Annotated in this window: 10 protein-coding genes; 6 read left to right on the plus strand and 4 right to left on the minus strand. The window is 37.7% G+C overall.

Translation table 11 applies throughout. The annotated features are described in order from the left end of the window. Positions 1 to 448 (minus strand): phosphoadenosine phosphosulfate reductase domain-containing protein (locus tag F6K22_RS12950; protein WP_293098010.1); only part of this gene is annotated, 448 nt, incomplete at its 3' end. 895 nt (positions 449 to 1343) lie between these two features. Between F6K22_RS12950 and F6K22_RS12955 the strand changes: the two genes are divergently transcribed. Together F6K22_RS12955 and F6K22_RS12960 are read left to right on the plus strand one after the other, a co-directional pair. Then, a complete protein-coding gene (locus tag F6K22_RS12955) occupies positions 1344 to 1517 on the plus strand; it encodes a hypothetical protein (protein WP_293098013.1) in 174 nt (57 codons plus the stop codon). Between the two features lie 788 nt (positions 1518 to 2305). Further along, entirely contained in the window at positions 2306 to 2452 is a 147-nt protein-coding gene (locus F6K22_RS12960) for a hypothetical protein (RefSeq protein ID WP_293098016.1), read from the plus strand. A 102-nt stretch (positions 2453 to 2554) separates the two neighbouring features. Here F6K22_RS12960 and F6K22_RS12965 read toward each other — a convergent pair whose 3' ends face one another. Further along, positions 2555 to 4288 carry an Rqc2 family fibronectin-binding protein gene (locus F6K22_RS12965; RefSeq protein WP_293098019.1) on the minus strand — a complete coding sequence of 578 codons (1734 nt, stop codon included), beginning with the start codon at positions 4286 to 4288 and terminating at the stop codon, positions 2555 to 2557. A gap of 901 nt (positions 4289 to 5189) precedes the next feature. On the opposite strand from F6K22_RS12965, the gene remA reads away from it, so the two are divergent. Further along, a complete protein-coding gene (gene remA / locus F6K22_RS12970) occupies positions 5190 to 5444 on the plus strand; it encodes an extracellular matrix/biofilm regulator RemA (protein ID WP_293098021.1) in 255 nt (84 codons plus the stop codon). A 173-nt stretch (positions 5445 to 5617) separates the two neighbouring features. Beyond that, on the plus strand, positions 5618 to 6178 hold the full coding sequence (gmk, locus tag F6K22_RS12975) for a guanylate kinase (protein WP_293098024.1): 561 nt from the start codon (positions 5618 to 5620) through the stop codon (positions 6176 to 6178). A 312-nt stretch (positions 6179 to 6490) separates the two neighbouring features. On the opposite strand, the gene F6K22_RS12980 is transcribed toward gmk, so the two are convergent. Together F6K22_RS12980 and F6K22_RS12985 are read right to left on the minus strand one after the other, a co-directional pair. Continuing rightward, positions 6491 to 7633 (minus strand): extracellular solute-binding protein, encoded by a 1143-nt coding sequence (locus F6K22_RS12980; protein WP_293098026.1) that lies wholly within the window; start codon positions 7631 to 7633, stop codon positions 6491 to 6493. Positions 7634 to 7638: 5 nt separating this feature from the next. Then, on the minus strand, positions 7639 to 8196 hold the full coding sequence (locus F6K22_RS12985; protein WP_293098028.1) for a phycobiliprotein lyase: 558 nt from the start codon (positions 8194 to 8196) through the stop codon (positions 7639 to 7641). 702 nt (positions 8197 to 8898) lie between these two features. On the opposite strand from F6K22_RS12985, the gene F6K22_RS12990 reads away from it, so the two are divergent. Both F6K22_RS12990 and F6K22_RS12995 read left to right on the plus strand, forming a co-directional pair. Next, positions 8899 to 9042: a hypothetical protein gene (locus F6K22_RS12990; protein WP_293098031.1), complete on the plus strand. Its 144-nt coding sequence runs from the start codon at positions 8899 to 8901 to the stop codon at positions 9040 to 9042. Positions 9043 to 9670: 628 nt separating this feature from the next. After that, on the plus strand, positions 9671 to 13270 hold the full coding sequence (locus tag F6K22_RS12995; protein WP_293098033.1) for a tetratricopeptide repeat protein: 3600 nt from the start codon (positions 9671 to 9673) through the stop codon (positions 13268 to 13270). The last annotated feature ends 203 nt before the right edge of the window (positions 13271 to 13473 follow it).

Below are 13473 nucleotides of genomic sequence, written 5' to 3' on the forward strand. Positions count from 1 at the left end.
GTTGCATGGGTTCTACCTTGCGTATTTGGTCATAGCGGTTGAGAGCATCAACATCTTTTTCATTCCAAAGTCGGCCATATAAAGCTTCCATCCGAGCTGGACTAATAGGGGACTGATACACTTTCAGATTAAGTTTAAGTCGTTCTGTCAACTCTTCAGCAAATCTATAGGTTTCAGCTGGCAAGTATCCTGTATCAACCCAGATAACAGGAATATTAGGTACAACACTTGTAACTAGGTGCAACATAACAGCAGCCTGGATACCAAAACTGGTACTCATAATCAGACCTTCCCCAAAAGTTTCATATCCCCACTTCACCAAAGTATGAGCATCTGCTTGGCCAAGCTCCTGGTTTACTGCCTCAACATTCAGTTCTGGTAGATATCTGTAATTTTGATGATTGTATTGTTTGTGTTCTTGAAGTGCAATTGGACTATTATGTAACATAAGTTATTACCAATAAAATTCTCGGTATAGGGGTTTATAATTTATCATACGTTACTAACAACCCTTGAATGAGATATAATTGATACTATTTCGGTCTTTATTGATACTATTTTTTCTCTACAGATGATATCGTGTTACAAAAAGCTTTTTTTGTGGTATAATAAATAAATAGAGTTTGCGGAAAAAGTCTTTTGATAAGAGTAGGAGTCAGGATAAATAGGAATTATAGAGGAGGTAGTCCGAAGAATTATCCCTTGATTTTTCTGCAATTATTCTGCCCAAAATGCTAACTTTTTTAGCTTTTTCGACCCAAAAAGGGACTTGCCTCGATCTGTCAATGCTTTGATAGTTAATCAGCCAGCCCTAAATAAAAAATAAAGACCAGTTTAGGAAAACTGGTCTAGGTCTTAAAATATTCCGTTGTTACTTCTGTGAGATTAACCTTTAGCTACGCATTCCCAAGTTCGCAGCGTTTAGCGGGTTATAGGTCTCACTTTGTTGTATGTACTTATTGTAACAAACTATTGAGAAATTTATTAAAAAAAATTTAACAGCCTTTTCTTGACGCAGACGCTGCGTGAACTGTTGGAAGTCGGGAAGACCGAGGATAAACTCACGAGAATTTTTTTTGCTTGAGAATCTGCCTCCTGGCCAGAAGTATTATGGGGGATATTTTCCCCACTGTCAATCGCTATGTCTGCAATAATTAGTAAAAACCAAAGAATTATTTCATACCAAATTCATCCATAGGAAGTTACATCTTAAACATGTGATTTATTCTTACAATAAAAAATTATAAATTCCATAAATTGTAAAAATCAAACATTTTTTCCTATTTTTTTTATTCTTTTTTTCTTTCCCAGTTAAGTGTTCCCTATTCCCTATTCCCTGTGTCATGACTGTAGCAATATTTTATGAAATTGGTATTAGAAGATTTGAATGTATCTGGCATGGTGAAAAAGCGATGAGACCCCCCGACGACGATAGTCGCAAGCGGTCATATCCCGCGTCGCCGACAGCTCGCTTGCGGTGCGACCCCGCGCCGCCGACAGGCGCAAGGGAACGCTGACCAAGAGAGGGAACGCCCCCCAAGAGATCGTAAATTATCTAGAAGTATTAGTGATTTAGGATGGAGAAAATTTACGACTTTTTTTGGAACGAAAAGCAGAAAAATATGGTCGTGACTTCAGAGTAATTATAGCGGTTTTCATTAACATAGAATACAGCTATTAGGTTTTTGACTACTCCCCTGGCTCTTGCCGAGGGGATTCTAAGTTGATACTACGCAACAGGATAAATCCGTGTTGCTTCGTCTATTCTTAGCTGACCAAAGATATATTCTTTGGGGACAAGTCAAAGTGCCCCTACACAGTCGGCTAAGGCCAATGCCTAGCCTTCTGCTTACTTTTTATTGATAATTATAGCACAGGACAACTAAAGTTGTCTAGTCTAAACGACTCGCTTGTTTTCATCCCCCGGTTAAAACACGGGGGCTTTCAACGTCGCTTTTCGGTAATTATTGAACTTCAAACATACTTATATTTTGTCTGTAGTCAACATTTTGGAAAACCGCTATAATCGTTGGAAACCAACATCTCGAACTTTTTCCTACTGTGGGTTTAAAGGTTGCAAGTTATACCTTTGAGTTATAGATTGGGAATATATAATACCATTTATCAAAAACTTTTCTACATTTTATTGAGCAGGGGAGTAGGTAGGGACCTTGCATTCAACTTCCGTACAGAGAAGTAAAAATATGAATAATTAACATTAACTTAGCTAAAATTAGCAAAAAAGTAATTCTGCCTGTGTTAATTAATTAATAACTGAACTGTTCCCTAGGTATAGCATTAATGCATGGGAATTGGTATTAACTATGGTGCAAAACACGACCATGATGAAAATGCAACAATAAATATATTAGTCGCGGGTGGGCAGTCTGAGACAAAAAACAGACGTGGCTGCCAGCGTAAGACTACCGTCAAGTTTCGCTGCGCGACATGAAAAGCAGTAGCCAATGAAATGTCAAACCACCGAGGAAGCTCAACCTCGGTAGGAATATCCGCACCTTGAGGCTGAGGAGGATGTTAACACACCCACAAAAAATCACTTCTGTGTGATGTGGACTTCAGCACTTTGTGGCTTACCCCACAAAACCTGCTCCTGTTTATAAACAACCATGCCAGGTTTGGCTCCCTTGGGTTTATAAACAAACTTAGGTTTGGTATAAATCACTGGAACTACTTCACTTTGACGCGCACGACTATAAAAAGCACTCATATCTGCAACAAACTGGAGGTCAACCTCATCAGGTACTGCACCAGCATCTAGTCGCAACAAAACATGACTGCCAGGAATTTCCTGAGTATGAAACCATAGATCGTAATCTCCCGCCACTCGAAAAGTCAACAAGTCATTTTGACGGTTATTACGACCTATCAATAATTCCAACCCACCAGGAGTTTGGTAACGATAAAATTCTGTATCCTTTCTATTATCTTGGTGATGATGTTCTGGGGCGTTAAGATAACCTTGTTGAATCAGCTCATCCCAAATTTCCTCCAAAGTCTGTAAATCTTCTGGACTTCGGTAACTATCTAACTGAGACAAAAAAGTGTTTATTTGTTCCAAATAATCAATTTCTGCTTGAACTTCTGCCAAAAGTGGCTCAACTGCTATACGCGCCCTTTTCAACTTTTGGTGCTTTTTATAAATACTTTGGGCATTCTGCACAGCATTTTTTTCTGGGTCTAACTTGATGATCACAGCTTCCCCCGTTTCAAAGTCCGCAAGGGAGATATTTTTCATCCCCGATCGCCATTCTTGAAGATTGGCCATAAGTAAATCGGCTTGCGATCGCAACAATTCTGCCCCATCGGACTGCTTTAAACGCTCGGTAAAAGTATCGGCCTTTAGCTGTAACTTAGACGTAATAGTATTAAGTTTTTGACTAATTTGATGATGTAGTTGACGAAACTCTTGCTGATTAAGCTGTTGAGTATAATAGCTCTTTACTAATTCACCGACAGTATTAACAGATTCTATTGCTCCCCAACCTGTTACACTGTACCCTGTAGATGTCCAACTAGGAGAAAAGTCTAATTTTTCCAAAATTCTCAGCCATTTTTGCCAAAGTAGAAATAATTTCTCCCAGTCTGAAGAATTCAGGTCATCTGTAGATTTTTCTGGGTCTAGACCAGCAGTTTCAATCATTGGTTTTACCAATGCTTTACTCAGACCACGATAATTTTTAATTACATTTCGCCATACTGGACGAGGAATTAAACTAATTCGTTCTTGCCATTGCTCTTGAGTTTCTTGGAGGTTAGGAATAGGGTTAGTCAGAGATGGTGGAAGTTCATAAGGTTGACCAGTTTGAATTTGACGGACACTAGATTGTTGATTATTAACTTGATGGGCACAGGTAACAACTAAATTATCGGCAGTGGTAAGAATAACATTACTATATTTAGTCATAACTTCCACATAAAGATGCCACAGAGGAGCTTCTCCAGGACGTTTCGCAAATTGGAAGTCCAAAACCCTTTCCCAAGGAGAAACTTCAGCAATAGTTATTAAGGCTAACCCACCTAATTGATGTTTGAGTTGTTGACTAAAAGTAAATGTATCAGGAATGCGGGGCGGAGGGTCGCTAATACAGATACGGGCAGCTTGAGGATGCCAAGAAATATCCAGCCAACCTCTTTTTTTTATGGTTCGGAGGGCTATGGCAATGGTAAAGCGATCGCGCTGATATACTTGTTCTAACCTGGCCGGCAGCCATTGGGCGCGGAGTTCGGAACAAGAAGCCATAAGAGTTGTATAATCAACAGGTTGCACAGTCTGGTTAGAATCAAAATTTCTAAGTTAAATGTTCAATTTTATCTAAATCTAAATTTAGTTTCTCAATTTTTGATAAATTTGAATAATTATCTAATTATATTTGTTTTTAAAGTTTAAACATAACCTATAAACACTATAGCGCTATAGATTTAGGTTGGAAAATTGCTAAATCTCAAAACTTAGCCAGAAATTACTTTTGATTTTAAATTTTCTATTTTTGATTCCTGATTTACCCATAAGGCTATATTTGGTATGTCAAAAAACTATAGCGCTATAGATTTAGGTTGGAAAATTGCTAAATCTCAAAACTTAGCCAGAAATTACTTTTGATTTTAAATTTTCTATTTTTGATTTACCCATAAGGCTATATTTGGTATCTCAAAAAACTATAGCGCTATAGATTTAGGTTAGGAAATTGCTAAATCTCAAAACTTAGCCAGAAATTACTTTTGATTTTAAATTTTCTATTTTTGATTCCTGATTTACCCATAAGGCTATATTTGGTATCTCAAAAAACTATAGCGCTATAGATTTAGGTTAGGAAATTGCTAAATCTCAAAACTTAGTCATAATTACTTTTGATTTTAAATTTTCTATTTTTGATTCCTGATTTACCCATAAGGCTATATTTGGTATCTCAAAAAACTATATCGCTATAGATTTAGGTTAGGAAATTGCTAAATCTCAAAAGTCATCTGTGAGTGAGTTGGGAATTTTAACTTTTGAATTGCGCTAGGAGTCAGGTAAGGTATCTTTTGTGAGGAAAACGTACAGGAGTTGTACAAAAGAACCTGATTTGTCCAAATCAAAATTGTCATGTCTTTTCTCGCTGTAGCGTGAAAAATGTTGTATTGATGATCTAGTCGTACAGGTTTATTGTATTTGATTGTAATCTGTCATGGATATCCAGTTAATTAACATTGGTTTCGGTAATATAGTCTCTGCTAATCGCGTCGTTGCAATTGTTAGTCCAGAATCAGCTCCCATCAAGCGGCTAATTAGTGATGGAAGGGAAAGAGGCCAATTAATTGATGCTACCTATGGCCGACGTACCAGAGCAGTTATTATTACAGATTCTAATCATGTTATTCTTTCTTCAATTCAGCCTGAAACAGTAGCACATCGCTTTATATTTAATCATAAAGATGACTAAAGTTTTAATAGTTAATGTTGGGTTTTGCACAATCAGTTATTAATAACTAAATATTAATGATGCTAGGACTAAAGCCAAGAAAGAATTGGTTAGGAAAATTACTAATGATGAAACTTAGAAGACGGAAATGTTTTTCCAACTTTTCCCTATTCCCTGCTATATGATAGAAAATTATGCAAAGTGGTAAATTAATTGTTTTAACTGGACCTAGTGGTGTAGGTAAGGGGACTTTGTTAAGCTCTTTATTAGAACGCCATCCAGAATTAGTTTTGTCTATTTCTGTTACTACCCGTTCGCCTCGACAAGGGGAAGTAGAGGGAAAGAGTTATTTTTTTGTAGACCGCGATAAATTCCAACAGATGATTGAAACTGAGGAATTATTAGAGTGGGCAGAATATGCAGGTAATTTTTATGGCACACCAACTCTTCCAGTGATTGAAAATATTAAACAGGGTAAGTCAGTGATACTCGAAATTGAGCTACAGGGGGCGCGACAAATTCAAAATACTTTTCCTGATGCTTTGCGAATATTTATTCTACCACCTTCGACCGCTGAATTGGAAGAAAGGTTACGAAAGAGAGGACAAGATTCGCAAGAGGCGATCGCTAAACGTCTCAAACGAGCAACTGAAGAACTTGAGGCTGCTACAGAGTTTGATATACAATTAGTGAATGATAATTTTGAAGATGCTTTGCAAAATTTAGAGGCAATATTGTTTAATTTTAGGGAGTAGGGAGTAGGGAGTAGGGAGTAGGGAGTAGGGAGTAGAGAGTCATTAGGAAAAATAGGAATTATATAGGAGGTAGTCGGATATATTTATCATTTCATTTTTCTCTCCTTGTCTGCCCAAAATGCTAACTTTTTCAGCTTTTTGGTATATATAAAAAAAGCTGGTATTTTTTCGACACGAAATTTCCTTGATAAACCCGGTTTATGCCTAAGTCTTCATAAATTTCCAATAATAAAAATTTCCAATAATAAAAAATAAAATAAATTATCGTACTCTTATTAATCAATTTTTCCCCTACTCCCTACTCCCTATTCCCTACTCCCTATTCATACGAATCTCTCTCCATAATTGTCGATACTGTTCAATCGTATTATCTGTCAATGGATAGAGAAATTCACTTTTTTCAATAATTTCCTGTGAAGGTAATAAAAGGGGATTATTGTTAATTTCTGAAGTTAATTCATTTGTATTAATTCCTGGTAAAATAGGAGAAGTAATCTGAGTTAATAGTGACATTTGTTCAGCTATCTGGGGTTGCCAACAAAAATCAATCCATTTTTCTGTTAAAGAAGTCTCAGAAGTAGCAACAGGTTTAACCCATAAATTAGCCCATAAAGCTGTTCCGGACTGAGGCACTACAGCAGCAATGTCTTTGCGTGTTTTTACTAACTGTAAAATATCATTAGACCAACCAACTGCTAACCAAGTATCTCCAATAATTAATGATTGTAAATAATTCTCGGAACTATAGAACTTAACTTGTTGATTTAGTTTAACCAGTTCCGATTTTAAATTCTCTACCTTATCAATATTTTTAGTATTGTAAGACTTACCTAATTTTTTCAGAGTTAAACCAATAACTTCTCTTGCTTGATTTAGTAAAGAAATATTACCCTTTAATTCTGCTCGCCATAAGTCACTCCAGTCTGTAGGTTGCCATCCCAAACTTTTAAACTTATCAACTCGATAAGCAATTAAAGTTGTACCCCATTGATAAGGTGCTGCCCAAACTTTACCTTGAGTTTCAACATAACCTTGATTATTACGTTTGACTAATTCTTGCCATTTTTTCGGTAATTTATTCCACCTTGGCAAAGCTTCAGAATTAAGAGGTTGAATTAACTCTTGTTTAATAGCATTTGCTAACCAATAATCTCCTATTGTCACCAGATTAGCAATATCTATATTTTCTGTTTTATTTGCAGATAAATTCTGTTTTTCTAACAAAAGTTTTCTCTGCCAACTTTGCAGCAGAGAAAATAATTCAATCAAGCTTTCTTGAGGTTGAAAACTTAACTTAGGGGAAGATGTTAATTCCCCTTTAAATTTTGACACCATTTGAGCAGGAATAGTGTTTTTTAACAGTTTAATTTTTAAATCTGCTTGTGTTTCACATCCTGCCAAAAATTCAGCTAAGGTTATTGCCGTTGCTCCGACTAAAAAATTTCGTCGCTTCACCTTTTCTAATTATTTAAAATACGTTTTTCTAAATATTGACCAATCATTTTTTGTTCGCCAGCACGGGAAATAATAGTTTGCCGTGTCCGGTATTTATGGCCTATTTGTTTAATTTCTTCCTCAAATACAGACCCATTGTACTCCGTTCTAAGACATAATGTGTTAGGGTCAGATAGGTAATATTTAGCTATGATGGGTTTAGTTGTCGCAAAACCGCGATCGCGATACAAAATTGAACCTTTTACCCCAAATACTGTTGAACCTTCAGACTGTTTCTTTTCTGATACAGAATCTTGACTAACCCAACTGACATGAGAACCACAAATCATTACTGTTTCAGGATTATCAAATTCATGGAGTTGAGCTAATTCAATAAGCTCTGGACTTCCTTGCTCTAAAAATTTGATTGTTATGTGACTAACTATTTCTTGGGTATCCCCTTCAGGTAAAGTGTAGTAACGTCTTTCCGAATGCCATTGACCTTCAGAGCGTTGAAAATATTCAGTAACTCCTAATTCTACAACTTCTAATGTTTGTTGGTTAATACTTAAATTTAATTCCATTTTGTTCAATCCTCTGGCTTTCAATATCATAGTTGCTTGATATTGTCAAGTTTTTTGTTTTATTTGTTACTATTATTAATATATACTGTTTTTCTTAAGAGTGTCAGGACAGATATCCTAATACCGACACATCTAATACCATTTCTCAAAAATTTTTCTACACTTGATTGAAGTAGGGAAGTAGGGTCGGAGGTAGGGACTAAGCATCCGAGTCGGGACGTTGTAATTAATTTTAAATTAGGTTAAATTAATAAAAAAGTAATTCAATTAAGCTAATTACTTAATAGTTGAAGTTTTATCGAAGTATGGCGTTACTTTTGGGAATTGTTATAAAATGGTGCGGATAGGATGTAGTAAAGCTTAAAAGCATAAGCTACAGAATTGTTTCAGCTAAATAAGATATGAGCTTTTGAGACTTAATTTTTGCTATAGTCACAGCATTTTCTCAAAGGAACATTTAAGATAAAAAAGTCAACGACAAACTACAAAATTATGATAATTTTCAACAGACAGAATAAACTAGATTTATATGATGATAAAAAAAGTAGATACTAGCAGTCAACGCCTAATTGGAATTGCTCCTATTCCTTGGGTAGAATGGGTGAGTTAAATTCCCAATGTTATTGTCAAATTGCGGAATAAAGAGGAATTAAAAGAGGTGAACAACCTGGAATACTTTCTGGAATAGAAATCGGATTAGAATTGAAATTTGGCGAGTCAGAAAAAGAGATATTTTCAGAGATTAATACAATTGAAAATATTCAGGTTTTAGAAACAATTCTTGCCTCTTTCAAAACTGTGGAAACTATCGACCAATTACGCCAAATTTATCGGTCAGATTCTTAAATAATATGTAGGCAATAAACGTAGGTTGGGTTGAGGAACCGAAACCCAACTAGAATGCAAAACTACTTATTGTGTATTTTTGGTGATTATTTTAGATATTTCAAATACAATTATTGCCTTTGCGTAAGTTCTGACTTTGTTGGGTTTCACTTTGTTCTACCCAACCTACATTTTTAGATTTTTCACTGTATTACTAAAATAACTCCCAGCAAAACTTGTAGGGTGCGTTTCCGCTAAGAGCGGACATGAAAAGACGGCTAAAATATAGACAGTGAAAACCATTTAACAATCCGTCGTAACGCACCATTTTAGATATATCAGTCCACTATTAAAATAACTCCTAGGCCATTAAATCAATTTTTCAATTTAACAGGAAAATAACTGATTGAAAATGTAGAAATTATTGCAGATATTGATTTTGGCGGGACTTACGCAGAAACCGGGTTTATTAAATTTCCTGGTTGAACAAAGATAATCAGGCATAAACCGGTTTTCTTGGCGGTTTGATTCAATACTTATGCAGAAACCGGGTTTATTAAATTTCTTGGTTGAACAAAAATAATCAGGCATAAACCCGGTTTCTTAGTAGCTTGATTCAACCTGATAGTTAAAATCTCAGCAAAAAGATATGGCTAAAAATAGATTAGTTATTAATCATGTAGGAGACACTATTCAACTTTCTTGGCAACGGGGACAAGCTAATCCTCGTTTTGCTCCTAGTGTCACCTTCCATCAACCTTTTGACGAACAAGCGCTGACAGATTTGCGTTGGTATCTGGAAGAATATCTGGCATTTCCCTATGGCATTTTTCCCGATAAAGCACAAAATATTATTGAACCGAAGTTGCAGGAATGGGGGCAACAATTATTTGAGTTGGTATTTCGCAGCAACGAGAAGACACGGGAATTTTTTCAGGAAGCTACGAGAGAAAGACTGGAATTTTGTGAAATTGCTATTTCTTCGGAAGATCCAGTAGTTTTGAATTTACCTTGGGAGTTGCTTTATTCCCCAGATTACCAATTTTTGGCTCCCTCTCTGGCAGGAATGTATCGCAGTTTGAGTAATTTTGCCGTGCGAGCAGAAATGCCAGCAATGCCTCAAGATAAATTGAATATTTTGTTGGTTATTGCCAGACCTTACGATCGCGATGTTGGTTTTCAGACTATTGCTCGCCCTATGTTGGAAGTATTGCAACCAATTCGACAACAGGTTAATCTCAAAGTATTACGACCTCCTAGTTTTGAACAGTTGGAGCGGGAGTTGAATGCTCAGAAAGGTTTTTATCACATTGTGCATTTTGACGGACATGGTAATTTTGACTCGAAAAGTCAAGGTTTTCAGCATTCCTTTGGTAGTAAAGGTCAAGGGGTGTTGGTATTTGAAAAAGATGATGGTACGCCAGATATTGTGACTGCTGCCCAAATAGCTCAAAGCTTGAATGACTGCAACGTGCCGATTTTTGTTTTGAATGCTTGTAAGTCTGCTCAAGAGGGAGGAGGTAGTTTTTCTTCTGTGGCAACTCGGTTAGTTTCTCTGGGAGCTAAAGGTGTAGTGGCAATGGGTTATAGTGTTTATGCTGAAGGTGCAAAACATTTTATCGGCAGATTATATCAAGATTTGGTGAATGGTGCAAGTCTGGATGGGGCGGTGGCATCCGGGCGCCGGGAAATGTTGAATAAACGGGAGCGACCAACTGTTAAGGGTAATTTACCTCTAGCTGACTGGATGGTGCCTGTGTTGTATCAGCAGGAAAATTACACGCCGTTTGTGGCGACGACGACGGATGCAGAGGATATTCCAGATTTGGATGATTTTCTGGAGGAGCCGAAAATCACTAATTTGGTAGATTTGCCGGAACCTGGAGCTTATGGTTTTGTGGGGCGGAGCTACGATATCTTGCGTTTGGAGCGGGGGTTTCGCCAAAATAATATTGTCTTGTTGCAAGGTGTTGGGGGAGTTGGCAAAACTGAGTTAGTCTGTGGGTTTGCCCGGTGGTTGGCAGATACTCAAGGTCGTGCAGGGAAGATAATTTTTAGTTCTTTTGAGTCTGGTGCGGGGTTGAGTCAGGTTGTTAACCAAGTTGGTAGGGCAGTTTGGGGGGATAAGTTTTCCCAGTATGCTTTTGATAAACAGCAGGCGGCAGTTTTGAAATATTTGCAAACTCAACCTTGTCTGCTGATTTGGGATAATTTTGAACCTGTTGCCGGGTTTCCTGCGGGAAATGAAGGGTTGTTGCCGGAAGCAGAGCGGGAAGAGTTGAAAGATTTTCTGCAAAAGTTGCGGAATGGGAAAACTTGGGTTTTGATTACCAGTCGCCGTGAGGAGCGTTGGTTGGAATGTGGTTACAGGTTGTTGAAATTGGAAGGTCTTTCTCAGTCGGATGCTCAGGAATTTGCAGGTAAGATTTTGGAGCAGGTGGGAGTAGATCGGAAGGGGTTGCCAGAAGAGTATTTGGAGTTGTTGAAGTTGTTGGATGGTCATCCGTTGTCGTTGCGGGTGGTGTTGCCACATTTGAAAACTGAGACACCGCAGCAGTTGATTGATGGGTTGCGACAGGGGTTGGATAGATTGAAAGATACAGAGGGAGAAGGGAGAGATAAGTCTTTGACTGTTTCGTTGGATTATTCTTTTGAGAGATTGTCTGATAGAGCGCGTCAGCATTTGCCGTTTTTGGGTTTCTTTTCTGGGCGTGTTGATGCTGAATGGCTGGGAATATTTTCTGGAAATCGTGATGGTGAGAATGGAAAGGCATATCAGGCAGTGTTTGGTAATAACTTGCAAGAATCTGATTGGCTAAAAATTCTCAATGAAGCAGTAGAAGCAGGTATTATAGAGTATTTGGGAGAAACTTACTACGAAATACACCCCACTCTTCCCTGGTACTTGCGCCAAAGACTTGGGAAAAATTATGCTCAAGCGATTATTGAGAAAATGGAAAAAAGGTTGCTTTTTTTTTACGCAGATTTAGCGAATTACTACCAACAACAATTGATTGGTAATGCTAAGTTAGCAACATTTGTATTGCAATTTGAAGAGCCGAATCTATTGCAAAACTTGCGATTAGCAGAGCAGCAAGAGGAATGGGCTAAAGCACAGTTAGTTCTTCAAGCATTGGGGGAGCTTTACAAACGCCAGGTTCGTAAACCTGAACTTAGGTCTCTGCAACAACGAGCAGTTAAACAGCTCGGTAGAGAATTAACAGAGGCAAACCCAAAAGGTAAAGATGCTTTTAATTTCTGGATATATTTGCGGGGTGGGGATGCCAACCAAGCCTTAGATGTTGCTGACTGGAAAGGAGCTAAAGCACTCTATCAAGAAATTCTGGATGAATTAATTGCTCTCAAAGATTCCTCAGCTAATGGCAGGATAGCTGCTGCTTATCACCACCTAGGTATGGTGGCACAGGAGCAACGGCAGTTCAATGAGGCGATTAAAAATTTCCAAGAAGCTATGCAGATTTTTGAAAATACTGGAGATTTCTACAATGTTGCTGATGAGTATCACCACCTAGGTATGGTAGCACGGGAGCAACGGCAGTTCGATGAGGCGATTAAAAATTTCCAAGAAGCTATACAGATTTTTGAAAATGCCGGAGATTTCTACAATGCTGCTCGTGAGTATCACCAACTAGGAAGAGTGGCACAGGAGCAATGCCTGTTTTCCGAAGCTATTAAACATTTTCGACAAGCTCTGCAAATTAGAAAATATGTCGAGGATTTCTACAACGCTGCTTATGACTTTCACCAACTAGGAATAGTAGCACAAAAGCAACGATATTTTACCAAGGCTATTGCCTATTTTCAAGGAGCTATGCAGATTTATGAAGATTCTGGGGATTTCTACAAGGCTGCTGGTGAATATCATCAACTAGGAAGAGTGGCACATGAGCAACGGCAGTTTGATGAAGCGACCGCTTATTTCCAAAAAGCGTTTGCTGTCTTTCATGCAGCAAAGGATTGGTACAGAGTCTCAATTACACTCAATCAATTGGGTAAAACCTTAGAAGCACAAGCAAATTGGACTGAGACAATGAAAATTCGTATTCAAGCTTTAGAAATTGACCTCGAACATAATAAACAGTTGGTTAGAAGAAATATAATAGCTTTCGGCCGGATACTAAAAGTCTTGGGAGAAGATGAGTTTAGTAAAATTTGGAAACAGGTGGCAGGCAATAATAGTCCAGAAGAATTTTTTTCAGCTCTTTGCGCAGAAGGCGAACAGAGTTAGGAGGCAGAGAATAAATTAACACTCGTCAACATCCAGACTCGTAGTTGCGCTTGAGCAAGTCATATCAAATCCGATTGAATAGCTGTCATTGCGATAGACAGCGTTTGCGCAGCAGTCCGTCAGGATAGCAATCTCCTAAACCCCTGAGATTGCTTCCTTCCACTCCGTTTCAGTCGCAATGACTAGAAAGGCTATATTAATCA

Origin of the sequence: Okeania sp. SIO2F4 (assembly GCF_010672385.1) — a bacterium.
In the GTDB taxonomy this organism is placed as follows: Bacteria; Cyanobacteriota; Cyanobacteriia; order Cyanobacteriales; family Microcoleaceae; genus Trichodesmium.

Coding starts and splice junctions, on each gene's coding strand:
- F6K22_RS12955 (WP_293098013.1), top strand. CDS start 1,344: ATGACTGTAGCAATATTTTATGAAATTGGTATTAGAAGATTTGAATGT.
- F6K22_RS12960 (WP_293098016.1), top strand. CDS start 2,306: ATGGGAATTGGTATTAACTATGGTGCAAAACACGACCATGATGAAAAT.
- remA (WP_293098021.1), top strand. CDS start 5,190: ATGGATATCCAGTTAATTAACATTGGTTTCGGTAATATAGTCTCTGCT.
- gmk (WP_293098024.1), top strand. CDS start 5,618: ATGCAAAGTGGTAAATTAATTGTTTTAACTGGACCTAGTGGTGTAGGT.
- F6K22_RS12985 (WP_293098028.1), bottom strand. CDS start 8,196: ATGGAATTAAATTTAAGTATTAACCAACAAACATTAGAAGTTGTAGAA.
- F6K22_RS12995 (WP_293098033.1), top strand. CDS start 9,671: ATGGCTAAAAATAGATTAGTTATTAATCATGTAGGAGACACTATTCAA.